Below are 20,359 nucleotides of genomic sequence, written 5' to 3'. Positions count from 1 at the left end.
GACGCGCCGCCGACCGGCGTTTCCGGGCCCGCCGATCGCCGGCCCGGCAAGAATCGGCGAGAATGGGCGAATCGCTGAAACGAGGCCCCCCGCCCCCGGGTAACACCCCTCGACCGGCGCGTGGTCGGCGAACGCCCGGGGGAGGACGGACGGGCGACGCACCGGGCGGGCTGATCGACGATGGACGACCGCTTGCTGGTCGAGGCGATCCGGACGGGCGACCCCCAGGCCCCTCGCGAGCTGATCGCGCGGTTCCAGGGGGTGGTCTTCGGCCTCTGTTACCGGATGCTCGACCATCGGCACGACGCCGAGGACGCGATGCAGGAGACCTTCGTCCGGGCGCTGAGGGGGATTTTCGGCTTCGACGCGACGCGGCCGATCCGGCCCTGGCTCCTGGAGATCGCCGCCAACCGCTGCCGCACCGCCCTGGCCTCGCGGTCCCGACGGCCCACGCCGGCCGAGCCCGCCTGGTTCGGCGACCAGACCGACGCCCGCGCCGCGCCGCCCGACCCCGACGACCTGGCCGGCGAACTGGAGCTGGCCCTGGGCCGGCTCCGCCCCGATTACCGCCGGGTCTTCGCGCTCTTCCACGAGCAGGGCCTGTCGTACGAGGAGGTCGCCCGGGCCGTCGATCGGCCGGTGGGGACCGTCAAGACCTGGCTGCACCGCGCCCGCGGCGAGCTCGCCGCCCACCTCGCCAGCCGCGGGGTCCATTGCTGAGTGATTCGGCGGATCCGAATTCGACGCCCCGAACCGGACACGGACCATGAACTGCCGCGATTTCGACCAGATCTGGAACCAGTTGCTCGACGCCGAGTCGGCCGCCCGCCGCGACGACCCGGGGATCCGCCTCGAACGCGAGGCGAGCCTCCGCGAGCACGCCGAGGCGTGCCCGTCGTGCCGGCTCCGCCACCGCCAGTTCGAGGCCCTCCGCGTCGCGATGCGGGCCTGGACCGCGCGGCCCCGGCCGGCGGCCGAGGTCTCGCCCCTGGTCGCCGAGCGGATCCTGCGGGCCGCCGCCGAGCCCGAGATCCTGACGGCCCGGCCGCGACGGCAAGGGCGGCGGGTGGGCCTCGCCGCCTGGGCCCTCGCCTCGGCCGCGATGCTCGCGCTGTTCGTGCTGAAATCCGATCCGCCCCGGGACGTGCGCCGACCCCAGGTCGCGGCCGGGGCCCCCGCGCCCCGCTCGCTGAACGTGGCGGTGGCCGACGCCCGCGCCGCATCGTGGCGGCTGGCCCGGACGGCCTCGGAGCCGGCCGCCCGGCTGGGCCTGGCCATGCTCGACGCCTCGCTGGCCGGCGACGACGCGCCGGCGGCCGAGGCCTCGCCGACCTCGGCGCTCGACCCCTGGGCTTCGCCGCCGGCGCTGCTCGACCAGGTCGGCGGCTACGCCGCCGCCGGCGCCCGCCCGCTCTCCGCCGCCGCGCGGCAGGCCTTCGGGTTCCTCCGCTCGCCCACCTTCGACAAGCCCGAGCGAGCCCCCGGCCCGCCCGCCTCCTCCAAGGGAGCCTGAGATGACGACGACCTCGCACCAAGTCCGGCGTCCGACGTCCTTCCCCCCTCGCGGGGGAAGGTGGCCCGAAGGGCCGGATGAGGGGGGGACGAGCACGACGGCTCTTGGTGCTCGAGGTCGGCGGCCGTGCCCATCGGAAGACGGCCGTATGCACCATCCTCGACCATTTGATGCGTCCTTCCCTCATCCGGCCTTCGGCCACCTTCCCCCGCGAGGGGGGAAGGGAATTGCCGCCGGTCTCGTGACGTGCCTGGTCCTCGTCCTCGCCTCCGCCGCCCGCGGCGAGGAGGCGACGGCGTCGGCCGACGCGCTGCTGAAGCTGGTCCCCGCCGAGGCCGGGGCGGTGCTGGCGGTGGACGATTTGCGGGACCGCTGGGCGGCGATCGCGGGGTCGCGATTGGCCCGGGACGTCCAGGAGCTGCCGGCCTTCCGCGCCTGGCTCGACTCGCGGAGCGCCGGCGACTTCCTCGAGGCGCGCGACCGGATCATGGGGTTCCTCCAGACCTCGCATCGCGAGATCCGCGACGAGATCCTGGGCGACGCCGTGGTCCTGGCGATCCTGCCGCCGGAAGACCCCGCGCTCGACGCCTCGCAGTCGCGGGGGCTGATGCTGCTGAAGGCCCGCGATCCGAAGCTGCTCAGAAGGCTCGTGGACCAGATCAACGCCGTCCAGAAGCAGAACGGCGAGCTGGCCGAGGTCGTCGAGGTCCAGCGGGCGGGCGTCGGCTACTTCACGCGTCGGTTCCCGGAGGGCTCCGGGCAGATCCCGGAATCGTTCGCGATCTTCCCCGACGGCGTCTTCGCGTTCTCGAACGCGGAGCCGTTGATCCAGGAGGTGATCGACCGCAAGGCCGGGCCGAGCGGAGAGGGGAACGGCAAGGGCCGAGGGGCGTCGTTCGTCGAGGCCGCCGGCTTCGCGGAGGCGTCGAAGGCCCTGTCGGGCCGCCCGCTGGCCCGCGCGTTCGTCTCGCCCGACTTCGTCGCCCGGGTCTTCGCCGGCCTGCCGCCGGCCGCGGATCCCGAGCTGCGGCGGGTCGTCGACGCGGGCCGCGCGTACCTCGGGGCGATGAGCCGCGCCGGGGCGGCGCTGGTCGTCGAGGACGCGAAAATCCAGCTCCAGCTCGTGCAGGCGTTCAAGGCCGGCTCGTTCCGCCGGCTGGGCGGTTCGATCCTCTCCGCCTACCAGCCGGGCGTGGAGCGGCCCGGGCCCGGGCCTCGGCTCATGGCGCTGCCGGCGACGGCCGTGGCGGCCGCATCGCTCCGCGTCGACGTCGCCGGGATGTACAGGTTCCTCATGGACCTGGTCCCCGCGAAGGACCAGGCCCGGATCGCCAAGCTGGAGTCGATCGCGGGCGTCCTCTTGCTGGGCCAGGACCTCCGCAACCGGATCCTGCCGACGCTCGGCCCCCGGCTGGTCGTCTACGCCGACGCGGCCGACCTCTCCGCCCCTAAGCGGACGGCCGAGGCGAGTGTGGGCGGCTTTCCGTTCCCGATCGTGGCCTCGATCGAGATCGACGAAGAGGCCGCCCTGGACCGCGACGGCGGCGTCCCGCGCGCCTCGACGGCCGCCGCGGTCCACAACGCGCTCAACGGGGTGCTGACGGCGCTCGCGCTCGACGAGAAGCGGGTGCCGGCGACGGCCAACGTCGTCGTCCGCGACGGCGTCGCCGCGCTCGACGTCCCCTATCCGTTCGCCTTCGCGATCGACCCCCAGGGCCGGTTCCTCTCGGTGGGCACCTCGATCGAGGCGGTCGCCCGCTACCTCCAGGCCGGCGCGCGCGCCGACGCCGGGGCCCGCTTCCGGGGCTTCCAGGCCGCGGCCTTCCCGGACTGCGAGGCCTTCGCCTGCGTCGACCTCGCGGCGCTGGGCGAGCTCGCCGTCAAGCACAAGGACCGCCTGACCGCCGCCGTCGCCCGCCGCAACGGCCGCCCGGCGGAGGACGTCGCCCGCGACCTCGACCAGCTCATGGGCCTCATCCGCCTCTTCGACGCCGCCTATCTCGCCGGCCGCGTCGACGTCCCGGGCGTCCTCGTCGACCACCGGCTCGGCCTGCTCGCCCGGCGTGCGGGCGCGACCCCCGCGACCCCCTGAGGGGCGGCCGCGGCCCCGGGCGTCTTCCCGCCCGGCGGACTCCGCGGCTATCCTGGACCCGGCGGGCGTCCTATTCCCAGGTAACGTCGACGCCCCGCCCCCGGTCCCGCTGGAGCCCCGCTCGCGCCGTGAAGATCCTCTACCTCAAGCACGAGCAAGGCCGCCCGTTCTTCTACGCCGAACCGTCCGAGGTCGCGGCGGCGGCCGACGAGTCGACGCGGCCGACGGGCGCCTGGGGCTGGGCCGGGCGCAAGTGGAACGACCTGGAGGCCCGCTGGAAGGGGGCCGAGGGGGTCGCGGCCAGGTCGTCGCGGCGGCTCTGGGACTGGCTGCACACCTGGAGCCGGCCCGACGAGCCCCTGCTCACGCGGCTGGGCACGGCCGAGTCGATCGCGATCCGCCACCCCGCCTCGATGCCCGAGAAGAAGGCCCGCTCGGCCTGGAAGCGCTACCTCACGGCCCGGGCGAGCACCCACCTGTTCTGGCTGATCGTCGACGGGATCCTCGCCCCGGTGACCGGCCTGGCCCTCTGGCTCTTGCCGGGGCCGAACGTCGTCGGCTTCTGGTTCACCTACCGGGCGATCAACCACTACACGATCGTCCGGGCCATCCGGCGGGCTCGCTGGCGCCCGCCCCCGACGACGTTCGAGGCCGACGAGGCCCTCGACGAGCCCGTGCGCGAGGCCGAAGACGACGCCCCCGCGCACGACGCGGTGGAGGACGCCGCGAACCTCCGCCTTTACATCGAACGCCGGAAGGCGTCCGACGACGTCGACGCCCACCCCCACGACGACCAGGACGACCCCGCCGGCACGGACGTCCAGCCTTCCGGCAAGGCGTGACGCCACGCCAGCCACGAACGGAGCCCGCGACCAAGCCCATGCGCATCTTGAGCTACAACATCCACAAGGGGATCGGCGGCCGCGACCGCCGCTACAAGCTCGACCGGGTCATGCAGGTCGTCGAGCACGAGAACCCGGACCTGATCTGCCTGCAGGAGGTCGACCGCGCGGTCAAGCGGACCCGGCACGACGACCAGCCCCGGCGGTTCATCGAGGCCTTCCGCCCGGCCGCCCACCTGTACCAGCTCAACGTCAAGCTGAAGGAGGGGGGCTACGGCAACCTCGTCCTCTCGCGGTGGCCCTTCCAGGCGCACCACCAGGTCTCCCTCCGCCAGGAGAGGCGCAAGCCCCGGGGGGCGCAGATGTGCGTGGTGGCGACGCCCGAGGGGCCGCTGCACCTCGTCCACTGGCACCTCGGCCTGGCCGAGAAGGAGCGGCACTGGCAGGCCGAGCACCTGCTCCAGCACGCCCTCTTCCGCGAGTCGTGCCACCTGCCGACCCTGATCATCGGCGACTACAACGACTGGCGCAACACACTGGGCCGCCGCGGCGCGCTCGGCCGCGACGGCTTCCACCAGGTCACCGCGCCCCGGTCGCGGTTCCGCTCGTTCCCCTCTTACCTGCCGATGACGGCCCTCGACAAGGCCTACACCCGCGGCCCCATCGCCGTCCGCCACGCCCGCATCGCCCGCTCGCGGCTGGCCCGCGACGCCTCCGACCACCTGCCGCTGGTCATCGACTTCCACCTCGAACCGGGCCCGGGCGGGGCTCAGCGGGTGTCGGAGATCAGCTGATCCACGGCCCGTCGCCCGGCCTCCAGCGCCTCGGCCAGGGCGGGGTCGTCGCTGCGGTCCCGGGCCTCCGACGGGTCGGTCGCCAGGTCGTAGAGCGACTCGCGGCCATCGCCGCGGCGGATGTAGACCCGGCCGTCGACGACGACGCTCTCCCACGGGCCCGACGCCGGGTCGTCCGCGGCGGCCGGCCGCGCGACGCGCTCATCGACCGGCCCGAGCAGCTCGGAGAAGGCGGGGGAGATCACGCCCGGGCCCTCCCCGCGCAGGCGGGCGGCGAGCGAGTCGCCGGGCAGGGGGGGCATCTCGATGGGGACCCCCGAGAGGTCGAGCGCGGTGGCGGCGACGTCGCGCAGGCTGACGTCGTCGCGCTCCACCCGGCCGGCGGGCACCAGGCCGGGGGCGCGGATCAGGAGCGGGACGCGGACCTCCTCGTCGTACAGGCTCAGGCCGTGGCCGAACCCGCCGTGCTCGCCGAACTGCTCGCCGTGGTCGGCCGTGACGATCAAAACGGTCCGGTCCAGGACGCCCCGGGCGCGCAGGGATTCGATCAGGTCGCCGAGCTGGGCGTCGAGGGCCGCGAGGCAGTCGTCGTAGGCGTCGCGGGCGGCGTGGACGTCGCCCGGGGTCAGCTTCGCCTTGTCCACCCGCTGCCAGTCGCGGAGCAGATGGGGCGTGTCGGGCCGCGACGATCGGCCGAACCGGAGATCGAAGCCCGGGGGCGGGATGTACGGGTCGTGGGCGTCGAAGAGGTTCAGGAAGGCGAAGAAGGGCCGGCCGCCGTTACGCCCCAGCCAGCCGAGGAACTCGCGCGAGACCGCCGCGGCGTCCTTGCGAGAGAAGTCGAGGTCGACGTCGCGGACCGCGCCGGCGGTCGCGTGGGCCTCGATCCGGGCGTTGAGCCGGAGCCACGACCGGGCCAGCAGCCAGCCCAGGCTCGACGAGCGGAGGACCTCGCCGGGCGTGATCGGATAGTCGGCGTAGACCTGGAACCCTCGCGCCAGGCCCGAGCCCCGGCCGCAGAAGAAGGGGTTGGCGACGAATCCGGCCGTCGCGAAGCCGGCGTCGCGGAACCGCTCGGCCACGGTCGGGGCCGACCCGTCGAGCCATCCCCGCCGCTCCACGCTCAGCTCGCCGGGCCATCGCCCGGTGAACAGGGTGGCGTGCGACGGCAAGGTCCACGAGGCCGCCGCGCGGGCCTGGTCGAAGACCGTCGACTCCCGCGCCAGCCGCGCCAGGTTGGGCGTGGTCTCGCGGTCGTAGCCGTACAGGCTCAGGTGATCGGCGCGGACCGTGTCGAGGACGACGAGCAGGACGTTGCGGACGTCGCTCGGGGCCTCCTCGACGTCGCCGTCCCGCCAAAACGCCTCGCGGGCGTCGCGGACGAAGCTCGCGACCGCCAGGCCCGCGAGGACGACGCCGAGCGTCGGCAGGCTGCGATCGACGACCCGACGCAGGCCCTCGCGGCGGGCGTCGAGCCACGGCGCCCCCCGCGCCGCGAACCCCAGGGCGATCAGCCCGCAGGCGACCGCCTCGAGCCCGCGGACCAGCAGGAACCAGCCCAGGAACGCCGTGAAGACGTACAGCCCGAGGACCGCGCGACGGGCCGACGCCCGCGGCCCCGCCCACGCGACGAGAGCCGTCGCGAAGCCCCCTTCGGCCGCGAACAGGATCAGGACGGACGTCGGGACCATCCAGACGAAATGCCGGCTCCGCAGGATGAACCCGCCCTCCTGGACCTCCACCCGGAGGACCAGCAGGAGCAGCTCGACGAACCCGGCCGCCAGCCCGAACCAGAGGGCCGTGCGGAAGGCGTCGAGGGCGGCCGGGAGCCGCGACGACCGGCCCCGCCCCACCATCGGCCGGGGGGCGTCAATCGCGAGAGCCTCGACGCAGGCTCGACGCCCCCACCCGCTCCCACAACCGCCGGGCCGCACGCGCCGGCGCGGCGCCCGCGATCATCAGCATGCCGACGACCGACGCCAGCAGCGAGGCGAGCGGCATCTGGACCTCGGGGCCGAAGTAGGCGAGAAGCGGTTCCATGCGCGGACCTCCGAATGCGTCGTGATCATAAAATCACAACTTCATAAATAAATAAACGCGACGGCGCGTCCTCGCCGCGGCGGGCGGCGTGGACGGATCGACGACGGGCCCCGCAATCCTCGCGGGGCGTGGACGAAAACGGGCCGGGCGTCGTCGTGCGACGACCGGGAATGCGACCGCCCCTGGGGCGGGGCGGGTCTCTTAAAATCTTGAGCGACATCCGGACGCGGGCCGTCCCCGAACTTTCGGCGCGTGTCCGAAAATCATAGAGGGTCGATTCGCGACGGCGGCGTCGATCAGGCCGCCCGGCGGGGGGCGTTCCAGAAGGCGAGGAGGGCGATCAGGGCGAGGACGGGGACGAGCCCGGCGAGGAACGTGGGCTCGGCGTAGGAGCCGGTCCGGTCGATCCACTGGCCGATGGCCTTGTGCATCGCGCCCGAGACGATCCAGGTCGTGAAGCTCAACACGCCCGTGACGCGGCCCATCCAGCGCGTCGAGATCTCCTGGGTGAACGCGTAGTAGGTCGGGAACTGGCCGAGCGAGCCGAAGCCGATCGCCAGCAGCAGGCCGAGCAGCAGCCACGACGCGGGCGCGAACGCCGCCAGGCAGCTCAGGCCCGTCAGCGCGACGCAGGCGGCGAACGTCGCCATCCGCGCGCCGTGGACCGACCGGCCGCCGGTCGCCAGTCGCCGCGAGAGCACGCCCGCCGCCAGGCAGCCGACGCCCGCCGCCAGGTAGTACGCCGAGGAGAAGAGCTGGACGTCCCGCTTGCCGTAGCCGTGCTCCTTCTCCAGCATCTTCGGCATCCAGGCCCGGAAGTACTGCCAGCAGAGGTTGATCGCGATCACCACCACGATCAGGACGGCGATGCGGCGGATCGCCGTCGCCCGGTCCGACGGCGCGACGTCGCCGGCCTCGCCCGGGGCCGAGGCGCGGTCGGGCGCCTCCAGGTCGCGGGGGCGGATCAGCACGAGCCAGGCGACGACCCACACGGCCCCCAGCGCGCCGATCACGCGGAAGGGGGTCCGCCAGCCGCCCAGGCCGCCCGAGTTCAGGGCCAGCACGATGAGCGGCGTCGCGATCGCCCCCAGCGACGCCCCGCTCTGCAGGATGCTGTTCCCCAGCGCCCGGTTGCCGCGCGAGAGCAGCCGCTGCGAGGCCGCCAACGCGCACGGCCACTGGCCGGCCTCGAAGAACCCGAGCAGGACTCGATACATCAGCAACTCTTCATACGACCGCGCCCCGCCGGTGAGGTAGCCGACCGCCGACCAGGCCAGCAGGATCGCCGGGTAGAGCCAGCGCAGGCTGAGCGCGTCGACCAGGAACCCGGTGGCGACGCCGCCGACGGCGAAGGCGATCCCGAACCAGAATTCGAGGTTGCCGTAGTGCTCGTTGCTGAGGCCCAGCTCGGCCTGGACTTCGCTCGCCTGCTGCGCCAGGGCCTGGCGGTCCATGTAATTGAGCGCCGTCGCCAGCAGCATCAGGCCGCACGCGGCCCAGGTCCGCCAGCCGATGGGGGGGGCGGACGTCGCGGTCGCCTCGTCGGTGGTGCTCATGCGCGGCCCTCGTTCCCGGCCCACGTGCGGCCGTCCCAGGCGACGACCTTCTCCAGGAAGGCGACGACCTCGGCGGAGAAGTGCTGGAACAGCCGCTCGCCCTTCTCGGCGCCGGCGTGCCGGGGCCGGCCGATGTAGCCGGCCTCGCTCCGGTCCCTGGTGGTCCACCCGTGCGCGGCGGGGGCGAAGCCGTCGGAGCCGCTGACGAATTTCAGCGAGTCGATCGGCCCGACGAGGTGGGGCGCGAGCCGGAGGATCATCGACGTCTCCCACTCGCAGGCGTGTTCCATGTGGTCCTGCTCGAAGTCCGGCCCGAGGTCCGGCGGCTGCGGCCCGGTCGCCCAGTAGGTCGCCGAGAGCAGCAGCAGGTCCTTGCGGTCGCGGTGCCGCTGGCGGGCCTCGAAGACGGCCTGGCTCGACGGCACGATGTTGCCGCCGTGGCCGTTCAGGAAGACGATCCGCCGGAAGCCGTGGTGCAGGAAGTTCTCGACCAGGCCGGCGAGGACGTCGAGGTACGTCCGCGGCTCGGCCGAGACGGTCCCGGGGAAGTCCATATGATGATGCGAGTTGCCGAGCCAGAGCAGGGGGGCCCAGACGGCCCGGTCGCCCAGCGCCTCCTCGGCGCGGCGGGCGACCTCGCCCAGGAGCATGCTGTCGGTGAACACGGGCAGGTGCGGCCCGTGCTGCTCGACGGCCGCGATCGGCGCGACGATCGGCACGTCGCGCGACAGCGCGTCCACCTCCGGCCATTTCAGGTCTTGCAGTCGCATCGGGGGCCCCCTCGCCCGGGATCGAACCTCACCGCCGCCCGCCTCGCCTCGCGACGAGCCGGCGGCACGGGGACCAGTGTAGTCGACGGCCCCACGGGTTCAAAGCGTCGAACCCCGGGAGACTCGCCGGGACGCGGGGCCCGGGCGCCGCGGGCGAATGACGCCGGAACCGGCACTTCGGCGTGCGGGACGTCGGCCTTGTGCATGAGTCCCGGGCGAAACCGCGCCGAAGTCGCCCGGGGCCGAGGCTCGACGCGAAGCCACATCGGCGGGGCCGGCGTTGCGGAATCACGACGTGCTCCGATCCGAAAAAGCCACGAGCCCGGCCGGCCCGTGCCGCGGGCGAACCGCCGAACTTGCGAGGCCGTAGCAGCGAGAGAGGGCGAGGGCCGCGACGGCCCCGCGTCCCCCGATCGGCGCGAAGGCGTCGGGGCGTCCCGACGTCGCGCCGATCGTATCCTACGAAGGACCATCATGACGAGTTTCCTCGGATTCGACGGCCGGAATCGGCGTGGGCGGAGCAGGCGCGGCTCTCGGCCGAGCCAGGAGACGCTGGAGGTGCGGACCGTCCTCTCGGGCGTCGCCGCGGCCTTCGCCGTCACGCAGGACTGGGGCTCGGGGCTCCAGGCGACCGTCACCCTCACGAACCGCCAGTCGGCGGCCGTCGCCGACTGGGTCCTCGAGTTCGACTACACGGCCGGGATCACTCAGATCTGGGACGCGCAGGTCGTGAGCCACGTCGGCTCCCACTACGTGATCCGCGGCGCGGGCTGGAACGGCACGCTGGCGGGGGGCGGGACGGTCGCCTTCGGCCTGATCGCGAGTCCGGGCGGGTCGACGGCCGCCCCGTCCAACTACCGCCTCAACGGCGCCCCGCTCGACGGCGCCGCGCCGCCTCCGGCGACGCCGACGCTCAGGGTCGACGACGCCGCGGCCGTCGAGCCGTCTTCGGGCTCGACCCCGCTCGCGTGGACCGTGAGCCTCTCGTCGCCCTCGGCCTCGGCGGCGACCGTCCGCTACGCCACGTCCAACGGCACGGCCGTCGCGGGGACCGACTACGTCGCGGCCTCGGGCACGCTCACGTTCGCCCCGGGCGAGACCGCGAAGACCCTGACGACCGCCGTGCTGGCCGACGCGCTCGTCGAGGGCGACGAGACGCTCAGCCTGACCCTCTCCGCCCCGGTCGGCGCGACCCTGGCGAAGGCCCGCGGCGCGGGCGTCATCCGCGACGCCGCGCCCGCGCCTCCGCCGGCCGGGGGCGACTTCTCGTTCCAGGTCACGAACGATTGGGGGGGCGGCTACAACGGCCGGATCACCGTGCGGAACAGCGGCCGCAACGCCTGGACCGCCTGGACGCTGGAGTTCGACTACGCCGGGGCCTTGACCTCGGTCTGGGACGCGGTCGTCGTCTCGCACGTCGGGAACCATTACGTCGTCGCCAACGCTTCGTACAACGGCGGCGTCGATCCCGGCGCGTCGGCGAGCTTCGGCTTCACCGCGAGCCCCGGCCACCCGGCCGCGGGGCCGACGAATTACGTCGTCCGCGGCGGGGGCCCCGTGAACCACGCGCCGGTCGCGGTCGACGACGCCGCGTGGACGGCGCCCGGTCGTCCCGTGACGACGACCGTCCTGGCCAACGACGCGGACGCCGACGGCGACCCCCTGAAGGTCGCGGCCGCGGCCCAGGGACGGCACGGCACGACCGCCGTGGGCGCCGACGGCGCGATCACCTACACCCCGGCCGCCGGCTTCACCGGCCCCGATTCCTTCACCTACACGATCTCCGACGGCCGCGCCGCGACGGCGACGGCCACCGTGACCCTGACCGTCTCGAACCTCGCGTGGCCGGCCCACGTGTTCGCGCCCTACGTCGACATGGGGCTCTACCCGACCTACGACCTGGTCGCCGCGGCGAAGTCCCAGGGGCTGAAGTACTTCAACCTGGCGTTCATCGTGGCCGATGCGGGCCGCCCGAGCTGGGGCGGCTTCGCCGCCGTCGACGGCGGCGCGTTCGACATGGCCGCCCGCGCCCAGATCAACGCGCTGCGGGGCATGGGAGGCGACGTCGCCGTCTCGTTCGGCGGCGCGTCGGGCTCGGAGTTGGCCCAGTCGATCACCGACGTCGACGCCCTCAAGGCCGCCTACCGGACCGTGGTCGACGCCTACGGGCTGACCCGCGCCGACTTCGACGTCGAGGGCGCGGCCGTCGCCGACCGCGCCTCGGTCGACCGCCGCTCGCAGGCCCTGGCCGGCCTGCAGCGCGACCTCGCGGCCGCGGGCCGGCCGCTGCAGGTCTGGTTCACCCTGCCCGTCCTCCCGACCGGCCTGACGCCCGACGGGCTGTACGTCGTGCAGTCGGCCCTCAAGGCCGGCGTGAAGCTCGGCGGCGTCAACGTCATGGCGATGGACTACGGCGATAGCGCGGCGCCCTCCCCCCGGGGACGGATGGGCGACTACGCCATCCAGGCGGCCACGTCCACCTTCGGCCAACTCCGGCCCCTGTTCGGCGCGGCGGCGACCGACGCCCAAATCTGGGCGATGATCGGCGTCACGCCGATGATCGGCCTGAACGACGTCGTCACGGAGACCTTCACTCAGGACGACGCCCGCAAGCTCCTGGCGTTCGCCGACAAGACGGGCCTCGGCCAGGTGGCCATCTGGTCGCTCAACCGCGACCAGCAGAACCCGAGGGGCGCGGTGAACTACGCCGAGCCGACCTCGAGCAGCATCGTACAGGGCCTCTTCGAGTTCTCGCTGATCTTCAAGCCCTTCACGTCCTGAGCCGCCCGGCCGCCCCCTCGATCGCGGATTCAAGCCGCGTCGGGGCGGGCGGAGCGGGCGAGCACGTCGGCGAGGTCCTCGGGGCGCTGGCTGCCGATGAGGAGGCGGGAGCCGTCGGCGAGGACGAGGCGGACGCCGCGGTCGCCGCGGGCGGTGAGGGCGCGGTCGCCGTCGGCGAGGCGGCGGACGCCCCAGCCGCCGTAGTCGGCGATCGGCCGGTAGCGGACGACCTCGCACGACTTGACGTCGGCCAGGTTGATCGTGCGGCGGTAGATCGGCACCCAGCCGTACCAGACGGTCACCACGTCGGCCGCGGCCTCGGTGGTCATGTGCAGGACCGAGACGATCAGCAGGAAGGGGAGGCCCAGGCCGGCGGAGAGCCCCAGCAGGAACTCCAGCGACCAGGCGTGCGTCAGCAGGCCGGCGACGTCGGCGCGGTGGGTCCAGCCCAGGATCGCCAGGCCGCAGAGGGCCTCCAGCGAGCCGATGAGCGCGTAGACCTTCCAGTCGAAGTATTGCTCTTCGTGGAAGAGGGCCGCGGCGGGTCGCATCGTCGCCACGCTCGACACGCTCAACGCCCCCCCCGCCCCGCGGCGGACTCGCGGCCGGCGTCGGGCCCGTCCCCATCGCCCCAGCGGCCCAGCGTGCGGGTCATCGCCTGGTGGCCGAAGTCGGCGATCCGGTCGACGGGCGCGGCCCAGAGCGACGGGTTGAGCACCTCCAGCGACACCGGGCCGTCGTAGCCGATCGCCCCCAGGTGGTCGAGGATGGGCGCGATCTGGAAGTCGCCCTCGCCGGGGAAGATCCGGTCGGCGTCGCCGGCCAGCTCGCGCGGCGTCCCGGCCAGGTCGCAGACCTGCACCCAGGCCAGGTTCTCGCGGTTCAGGTAGGCGAAGTCCTCGAACTTGCTGGGCCCGGTGTAGTAGTGGAACAGGTCCAGGCAGACGCCGACGTGCGGCGACTTGCACTGGGCGATCAGGGCCAGGGTCGTGTCCAGGCTGGAGCAGAAGGCGGCCCCCTTCTGGAACTCGAGGGCGATCTTCACCCCGTGCGAGCCCGCCAGCGCGCCGGCCTCGGCGAGCGAGGCCGCGGCCAGCGGGTAGTCGTCGTCGGTCAGGGTGCGGTTGAAGTCGACCGCCACGACCATGACCGGCACGTCCAGCTCCTTCAAGAGGGCCAGGCGGCGGCGGAAGAGGTCCCAGTGGACGCCCCGCTCGGCGCCCCGCGAGAGGAGGAGCCCCCCCTGGCCGGCGGCGGCGGCCGGAGTCAGGCCGTTCGACTCCAGGAGCCCGAGCAGGTCGGCGACGGAGTGGTCGCGGAGGTAGCCCTCGACCTTCGTCAGCCAGAGCTCGACGAGCGACCAGCCGCCCCGGCCGTAGGCCTGGAAATCGGCCTCGAGCGGGGCGTTCATGGTCGTGGCTTGGCTGATGCAGGGCTTCATGGGCGGCACCGATTCCCGCGGGGGGGCAGGGGGGACGCGACCGGGCCGGGGGCGGTCACTCGGCCCCGGGGACGGCCTTGCCGTCGAGCAGGTCCCGCAGCGCCTGCACCGCGCCGGCGGCCGGGACGCGCCACTGGCGGCAACTGTCGCGGTCGCGGAAGGTCACGGTGTCGTCGGTCGCGGTCTGGCTGTCGATGGTGATGCAGAACGGCGTGCCGGCCTCGTCCTGGCGGCGGTAGCGGCGGCCGATCGCCCCCTTCTCGTCGTAGTAGACGTTCTGGGAGCGCTTCAGCTCGCGGTAGATCGCCTCGGCCTTCTCGGGCATGCCGTCGCGCTTGACCAGCGGGAAGACGGCGGCCTTCACGGGGGCGATCCGGGGGTGGAACTTCAGGACGGTGCGGGTCTCGCCGGCCACCTCGTCCTCGACGTAGGCCTCGCACAGGAAGGCCAGCGTGGCGCGGTCGGCCCCGGCCGAGGGCTCGATGACGTGGGGGGTGAACCGCTCCTTCTTCTCCTCGTCGAAGTAGGACAGGTCCTTGCCGCTGAACTTCATGTGCTGGGTCAGGTCGTACGCGCCGCGGTGGGCGATGCCCTCCAGCTCGCTGACGCCGAAGGGGAAGGCGTACTCGATGTCGGCGGTGGCCGTCGAGTAGAAGGCCAGCTCCTCGGGGTCGTGGTCGCGGAGCCGCAGCTTCTCCGACTTCAGGCCCAGGCCCGTGTACCAGGCGAACCGCAGGTCGCGCCAGTACTTGTACCAGTCCTTCGCCTCCTCGGGCCGGCAGAAGAACTCGATCTCCATCTGCTCGAACTCGCGCGAGCGGAAGGTGAAGTTGCGGGGGTTGATCTCGTTGCGGAAGCTCTTGCCGACCTGGGCGATGCCGAAGGGCAGCTTGACCCGCGCCGTGTCGACCACGTTCTTGAAGTTGGCGAAGATCCCCTGCGCCGTCTCGGGCCGCAGGTAGGCGACGTTCGACTCCGATTCGAGCGCGCCGACGAACGTCTTGAACATCAGGTTGAACGAGCGGGGCTCGGTGAGCGTCCCGGTCTCGTCGGTCGAGGGGCCGACGACCTTGATGCGGTCGTCGGCGGCGATCTGCAGATAGGGGGTGACGACCGGCGGGTCGGCCGGCTTGCCGAACTTCTTGGCGAGCTTCGCCGCGCGCTTCTCGACGGGCTCGGCGGCCTCCTCGGGCGAGCCCCCCAGCCCGGCGAGCCAGGCCTCGGTCGGCTCGCCCTTGGAGTTCGTCGCCGGGAAGACGTAGGCGAAGACGTACATCTGGTCGGCGCGGTAGCGCTCCTTCGTGGCGCGGCAGTCGACCATCGGGTCGCTGAACCCGCCGACGTGGCCCGACGCCTCCCAGACCCGCGGGTTCATGATGATCGAGCAGTCCAGGCCGACCATGTCGTCGCGCATCTGGACGTTGTCGCGCCACCAGGCGTCCTTGATGTTCCGCTTCAGCTCGACGCCCAGCGGGCCGTAGTCCCAGAACCCGTTGATCCCGCCGTAGACCTCGCTCGAGGGGAAGATGAACCCTCGCCGCTTGCACAGCGAGACCAGCTTGTCCATTTCCAGTTCCATCGTCGTTCCCACTTTCCCCTGAGGCCGATCCGGTCGTCGTCGATCTCTTGAATTTGAAACGGAAAACCCCGCCCCGAGGCGCGTCGCGGCCGGTCGGATCGGGCGGTCGCGGCCCTAGTCCGACGCCAACAGCCGCAGGGGGTCGCGGGCCAGCTCGACGACCAGGTGGCAGTCGGGCCGGTTGAGGGTCGCGGCGGCCTCGACGTCGTCGGCCAGGCCCAGCTCGATCACCCGCCGGCCGCCGGCCCCGCGCTTCAGGTAGCGGACCAGGGGGGGCTCCTCGCCGGGCCGGAGGCCGTGGTCCTCGTGCGACCAGACGTTCTCCTGCACCCGCTCCCAGAGGCCGCGGGCGATCTCGGCCTCGTCGTTGCCCAGCTCGTGCTCCAGGTCGACGAACCGGCCCGCGAACGCGCCGGCGAGCAGGGCGTCCTCGTAGCTGACCGCCCCCTCGGTGCCGGCGCAGACGAGGTGGACGGGCCGCTCCTCGTGGATCAGCCGCTGCACGGTCGCCGCGAAGTTGACGAACGACCCGACCAGGACCGTCTCGGCCTCCAGGCTGGCGAGCAGGGCGCGGGTGCCGTTGGTGGTGGTCATCACCAGCGTCCTGCCGCGGCAGGCCTCGGCCGTGTACTCGCCCGGCGAATTCCCCAGGTCGAACCCCTCGATCGGAACGCCGTGGCGCTCGCCGCCCAGCAGCGCCGAGCCCCGGGGCAGCCCGGCGGCGACCCGTCGGGCCTCGTCGATCTCGCCGCACGGGATCACGGCCGTACAGCCGTGCGCCAGCGCGTGGACGATCGTCGTGGAGGCCCGCAGGACGTCGATCACGACCGCCACCCCCCCGCGCAAGGCCCCCGACGGTATCAAAGACGGCAGCAGATGTACCGAGACCATCCCCAACCCCCTCCCATCCGGCGCGCCGCCCGCCGCGGGATCGACGCCCGGAATCCACCCCGCGATTATGGCACAGCCCGCCCCGCCTGGGGAGCCCCCGCCCCCTTCGCGTCGGGGCCGGACCTCGCTCTCCACGCCGGAGCAAGCCGATCGGAACGACTGGAGGAGGGGCGTCGGGCTGCGAGGAGCCCAGGGATGTCGTATGCGTCGCAACCGCCGCGGCGAATCATCGTTCTCCCCTCGTGGTGCTCTGTCGAGAAGCCATTCGCGAGCCTCCTTCTCCCCTGGTGGGAGAGGGTGGCCCGAAGGGCCGGATGAGGGGGCCCCCAATCGTGGGGTCCTCGGACTTCGAGGCCGATGCGGCGATGTGAATTGCGAAGGGCCGGCGTCGAATGACGAGCCCCTCGTCCGGCCTCCGGCCACGTTCTCCCACGGCGGGGAGAAGGACGATCGCCCGGGCTCGCGAACGACTTTTCGGCAGGGGGCCGTGAGGGGAGAAGGTCGATCGGACGTCGACGGGTCCGCGGCGGCGACTTGTCGTCGCCGGCCCACAGGCGCAAACTCCGGGAAAGCGTGTCGTCCCCCCGCCGTTCCCCGAGGCCCCTCCCATGCGTCCCGCTTTTCCCCGACCGCTCCTCGCCCTCGGCCTGTTGTCCCTCGTTGCGGCGACCGCGCCCGCGCAGGCCCCCAAGCCCGCGGCGATCCCGATCGACGACTTCGAGTCCGACCTCAAGGGCTGGAAGTTCGTGGGGGGCGAGGAGTTCCCGGGGGCGAAGGGGGCCCTTGAACGCGACGCGACGGCGGCGCGGGCGGGGAAGGAGTCGCTGCGGCTGGACGGCGATTTCCGGGGCGGCGGGGCCTACGTGGGGTCATGGAAGGACCTTGACGGGCTGGATCTTCCCGACGTCGACCAGTTCCGTGTGTGGGTGCGGGTCCGCGACCTGAACGGCCTCGGCGTGCGGCTCGTCGATGCCACGGGCCAGTGCCACCAGGGGCGGGCGACGATCCCCGACGGCGCGGAGGGCGGCTGGCGCGAGCTGGTGCTGAACGTGGCCGACCTCGTCGGCGGCGAGCACTGGGGAGGCGCGAACGACGGCAAGTGGCACGGCCCGGCGAAGGGCCTGGGCCTGAACGTCGGCAAGGACGTGGTGAAGGGCGAGGGCGGACGGAGCAGCCTGTGGCTGGACGACCTGACCGCCGTCCCGGTCGCCGCGGGGACGCCGACGCTCGTCTCGTGCACGATCGAGCCGACCGCGTGCCGGCCGGGCTTCGGATCGCGGATGACCTACGCCTGGGACGCCGAGCCGCTGGGGATCGATTGCAGCGTCTTCGTCCACTTCCGCAACGAGAAGGGCCAGATGGTCTTCCAGGCCGACCACGACCCGGGAGCGCCGACCAGCCGCTGGAGCGGGCGGGTCGAGTACGCGAAGACGATCGTCGTGCCGAGCGAGACGCCGCCCGGCCGCTACGAGGTCGTCCTCGGCTTCTGGTCGGGCAAGCCCGTCGCCAAGGGAGGGGGCCGCAAGACCTTCCGCGCCGGGGCGGGTTCGAACCTTGCGATGGTCGAGCCCGACGCCTGCCGCGTGGGCTATCTTGACGTCCGCGCCGACGCCCCCTTGCCGACGCTGCCGCCGCCGAGCCTGAACCTATCGGGCTGGAAGCGGACCTTCGGCGAGGAGTTCGACGGCCCGCTGAGCGTCTCGGCCTGGGGGCCCGGCACGCGCTGGATCGCCCACACGCCGTACGGCGGCGACTTCGGCGACGCCGGCTTCGCCGACCCCCAGCCCGACTTCCCGTTCACCGTGAAGGACGATCTCCTGCGCATCGAGGCGAAGAAGGTCGAGGGTCGGTGGCGGTCGGGCCTGCTGTCGTCGGTCGACGCGAAGGGCGAGGGCTTCTCGCAGAAGTTCGGCTACTTCGAGATGCGGGCGAAGTTCCCCAAGGGCCCCGGCACCTGGCCCGCCTTCTGGCTGCTGGGCGTCCCGCAACTGCAGGAGCCGAAGGATAAAAAGACGCTCACGCAGATCGAGCTGGACGTCGTCGAGCAGTACGGCGTCAACGACAACGCGCTGCACACCACGACCCACCTCTGGCCCCCCGTCGCCCCCCACACGGGCGACGGCGACGTCGCGCTCGTCCCCGACATGACCGCCGACTTCCACACCTACGGCGTGATGGTCGACGACGCCGTGATCACCTACTACTTCGACGGCGTCCCCCTCCGGACCCACCCCACGCCGCCCGAGGCCAAGGTCCCCCTGTACCTGCTCGTCGACCTGGCCCTCGGCGGCGGCTGGCCCGTCGACAAGACGCCGGACCCGTCGATCATGATCGTCGACTACGTGCGGGTGTACGCGAAGGAGTGACGCCGCTGCGTCACATCAGTTTCTTCAGGAGCCCGATCTGCGCCGCGTGGTAGGCCATGTGCTGGGCCGCACCGCGGACCATGTGGGCGATCGAATAATCCTTGCCGGCCACCGTCTCGGGAAGCCGCGCGGGGTCGAGGTCGGCGAGGACGTCGAGCAGGGCGGCGTGGCGGGCGTCCAGCTCGCGGAAGTCGGCGGCCCAGGCTTCGGGGCCGGCGCCGACGACCGCGGGGAAGTCGCCGACGTCGGGCTCCTCCATCGCGCGGCGCTCGGCGATGCGACGCGCGACCACGTCGTCCCAGGCCGCGAGGTGGGCGACCAGCTCGCGGATCGTGTGCCCGCCCGGGACGGGCCGCGCATCGGCCGCCTCGGCGGTCACGCCTTCGAGCACCTTGCGCAGCGAGGGCCCGTGCCACGGCTCGCCGTCATACCCGCGGCGGAGGTCGTCGATGAGGCCTTCGAGTTCGGCCCGGTTCGGCTCGGCCATGATGACTTCTCCCAGTCGTCGAGACGCGAGGCCCGACGCCTCGCCGGGACGCACCATCGTACCACTCGCGGCCGGCGGAGCACGACGGCCGCCGGCCTCGACGCCACTACCTACTACAAATGTAAAAATTCCCTCGCCGACGAGCTTGACATCGCGACGCGCCGCGACCAAGATCGACGACGCATGTCGATCCGAAACTTATAAGACCCCCCCGTCCGGAGGCGGCCTCGATGCACGTCGCGACGGTGATGCTGCTCGGCCTGGTGGCGAGCGACCCGACCCCGCTGGAACGCTTCCGGGCCAATTACGCGTTGATCCGGGCCGAGATGGAATACGTCCTCGAGCACGATCCGCCGCCCGCAGGCGAGGAGCCTGCCTGGCTCGAGGACGTGGACAGGCCGACCGTCGGGGCGTGGGCCTGCGACGGGGCCGCGGAGTACTACCGCCCGGGCCTGTACCAGGGTCGAAGCTCCCGGAGCCGGTGGACGGAGATTCCGCGCGGCGGAGGGGGCGAGGCGTACGGGAACGAGGGACCGTCCCCTTTCGGCAGCCTGGGCCAGGACCTCCCGAGCATCCTCAAGGCCCGCTTCGCCGGGGTGGATCCCATTCGCCAGCCGGGCGTGCGGGACGGCCGGCGCGTGACGGTGGAGAACTACCGCATCGACGAGGCCGACCGACGGGTCGACCTCGTGGTCGCCTACGACCCGTCCGTCGGCTGGCTCCCGAGGTGGCTCCGCCTGATCGAAACCCACCGCCAAGATGAGATGGAACAGGGCCGCGAGATCGAGCTGGTGGAAGCCCGCCGCTGCGCCTCGGGCGGGTTCGTGCCGACGGAGTGGCGCGGCAAGCTCTGGCTCCTCGGCGGCGCCTTTCAGGCCGCCCCGAAATCCCGCCGGCGCACCTGGTCCAGCCGATTCCGCGCGACGTCGTTCCGGGACCTCGGCGACCTGGGAGAAGTCCTCCGCCCGGCCGCCCCGCCCGACGCGACGCCCGACGCGACGCCCGACGCGACGCCCCTCGGGCCGCCCGACACCGCGATCGAGACCGCCGCGATCCCCTCGCTCCCGGCCGACGAGACGACGCAGCCCCCCCCGCCGGCGAGCCCCGCGGAGGCCCAAACGCGGGCCGTCCTGCTGGCCCTGGCGACGACGGGGATCCTCGCCTGGCTCGGCCTCCGCGGCGTCGCCCGGCGGCTCGCCTGAGGGGC

Annotated in this window: 17 protein-coding genes; 8 read left to right on the top strand and 9 right to left on the bottom strand. The window is 72.9% G+C overall.

Going from position 1 to position 20,359, the window contains the following annotated elements:
• Positions 1-180 precede the first annotated feature (180 nt).
• The 5 genes from PZE19_RS14935 to PZE19_RS14915 all read left to right on the top strand — a co-directional run bounded on the left by PZE19_RS14935 (position 181) and on the right by PZE19_RS14915 (position 5,241).
• Positions 181-720, top strand: a complete 540-nt coding sequence (locus PZE19_RS14935; RefSeq protein ID WP_277861430.1) for an RNA polymerase sigma factor — start codon at positions 181-183, stop codon at positions 718-720.
• 46 nt (positions 721-766) lie between these two features.
• Positions 767-1,513 (top strand): hypothetical protein, encoded by a 747-nt coding sequence (locus PZE19_RS14930; RefSeq protein ID WP_277861429.1) that lies wholly within the window; start codon positions 767-769, stop codon positions 1,511-1,513.
• Between the two features lie 241 nt (positions 1,514-1,754).
• Positions 1,755-3,605: a hypothetical protein gene (locus PZE19_RS14925; RefSeq protein WP_277861428.1), complete on the top strand. Its 1,851-nt coding sequence runs from the start codon at positions 1,755-1,757 to the stop codon at positions 3,603-3,605.
• Between the two features lie 128 nt (positions 3,606-3,733).
• The gene (locus PZE19_RS14920) at positions 3,734-4,447 is read left to right on the top strand and encodes a hypothetical protein (RefSeq protein WP_277861427.1); all 714 of its coding nucleotides are present in this window, start codon (positions 3,734-3,736) and stop codon (positions 4,445-4,447) included.
• Between the two features lie 38 nt (positions 4,448-4,485).
• Entirely contained in the window at positions 4,486-5,241 is a 756-nt protein-coding gene (locus PZE19_RS14915) for an endonuclease/exonuclease/phosphatase family protein (RefSeq protein WP_277861426.1), read from the top strand.
• Here the strand turns inward: PZE19_RS14915 and PZE19_RS14910 are convergent.
• The 4 genes from PZE19_RS14910 to PZE19_RS14895 form a co-directional block, all read right to left on the bottom strand.
• On the bottom strand, positions 5,217-7,097 hold the full coding sequence (locus tag PZE19_RS14910) for a sulfatase (RefSeq protein WP_277861425.1): 1,881 nt from the start codon (positions 7,095-7,097) through the stop codon (positions 5,217-5,219). The two genes, PZE19_RS14915 and PZE19_RS14910, sit on opposite strands and share 25 nt — an antisense overlap.
• 13 nt (positions 7,098-7,110) lie before the next feature.
• Positions 7,111-7,281 carry a hypothetical protein gene (locus PZE19_RS14905; protein ID WP_277861424.1) on the bottom strand — a complete coding sequence of 57 codons (171 nt, stop codon included), beginning with the start codon at positions 7,279-7,281 and terminating at the stop codon, positions 7,111-7,113.
• A 296-nt stretch (positions 7,282-7,577) separates the two neighbouring features.
• Positions 7,578-8,837: an MFS transporter gene (locus PZE19_RS14900; protein ID WP_277861423.1), complete on the bottom strand. Its 1,260-nt coding sequence runs from the start codon at positions 8,835-8,837 to the stop codon at positions 7,578-7,580.
• Complete coding sequence (locus PZE19_RS14895; RefSeq protein WP_277861422.1) at positions 8,834-9,607, bottom strand: creatininase family protein; 774 nt, start codon at positions 9,605-9,607, stop codon at positions 8,834-8,836. Before PZE19_RS14895 ends, PZE19_RS14900 begins: the two co-directional genes overlap by 4 nt.
• Before the next feature lie 558 nt (positions 9,608-10,165).
• Between PZE19_RS14895 and PZE19_RS14890 the strand changes: the two genes are divergently transcribed.
• On the top strand, positions 10,166-12,388 hold the full coding sequence (locus tag PZE19_RS14890; RefSeq protein WP_277861421.1) for a cellulose binding domain-containing protein: 2,223 nt from the start codon (positions 10,166-10,168) through the stop codon (positions 12,386-12,388).
• 29 nt (positions 12,389-12,417) lie between these two features.
• Here PZE19_RS14890 and PZE19_RS14885 read toward each other — a convergent pair whose 3' ends face one another.
• The 4 genes from PZE19_RS14885 to PZE19_RS14870 form a co-directional block, all read right to left on the bottom strand.
• The gene (locus PZE19_RS14885; RefSeq protein ID WP_277861420.1) at positions 12,418-12,939 is read right to left on the bottom strand and encodes a hypothetical protein; all 522 of its coding nucleotides are present in this window, start codon (positions 12,937-12,939) and stop codon (positions 12,418-12,420) included.
• A gap of 20 nt (positions 12,940-12,959) precedes the next feature.
• On the bottom strand, positions 12,960-13,829 hold the full coding sequence (locus PZE19_RS14880; RefSeq protein WP_277861419.1) for a sugar phosphate isomerase/epimerase family protein: 870 nt from the start codon (positions 13,827-13,829) through the stop codon (positions 12,960-12,962).
• A gap of 55 nt (positions 13,830-13,884) precedes the next feature.
• The gene (locus tag PZE19_RS14875; protein ID WP_277861418.1) at positions 13,885-15,408 is read right to left on the bottom strand and encodes a glycine--tRNA ligase; all 1,524 of its coding nucleotides are present in this window, start codon (positions 15,406-15,408) and stop codon (positions 13,885-13,887) included.
• 114 nt (positions 15,409-15,522) lie between these two features.
• Positions 15,523-16,299: a 2-phosphosulfolactate phosphatase gene (locus PZE19_RS14870; protein ID WP_277861417.1), complete on the bottom strand. Its 777-nt coding sequence runs from the start codon at positions 16,297-16,299 to the stop codon at positions 15,523-15,525.
• 608 nt (positions 16,300-16,907) lie between these two features.
• Here PZE19_RS14870 and PZE19_RS14865 point away from each other — a divergent pair.
• A complete protein-coding gene (locus PZE19_RS14865) occupies positions 16,908-18,665 on the top strand; it encodes a glycoside hydrolase family 16 protein (protein ID WP_277861416.1) in 1,758 nt (585 codons plus the stop codon).
• Between the two features lie 10 nt (positions 18,666-18,675).
• Here the strand turns inward: PZE19_RS14865 and PZE19_RS14860 are convergent, their stop codons facing one another.
• On the bottom strand, positions 18,676-19,152 hold the full coding sequence (locus tag PZE19_RS14860; protein ID WP_277861415.1) for a DinB family protein: 477 nt from the start codon (positions 19,150-19,152) through the stop codon (positions 18,676-18,678).
• A gap of 230 nt (positions 19,153-19,382) precedes the next feature.
• Here PZE19_RS14860 and PZE19_RS14855 point away from each other — a divergent pair, with 230 nt between their 5' ends.
• Entirely contained in the window at positions 19,383-20,354 is a 972-nt protein-coding gene (locus tag PZE19_RS14855; RefSeq protein WP_277861414.1) for a hypothetical protein, read from the top strand.
• The last annotated feature ends 5 nt before the right edge of the window (positions 20,355-20,359 follow it).

Origin of the sequence: Paludisphaera mucosa (assembly GCF_029589435.1) — a bacterium.
In the GTDB taxonomy this organism is placed as follows: Bacteria; Planctomycetota; Planctomycetia; order Isosphaerales; family Isosphaeraceae; genus Paludisphaera; species Paludisphaera mucosa.
Note: the sequence above shows the minus strand (reverse complement) of the source record. Positions and strands in the feature narration are given on the sequence as shown.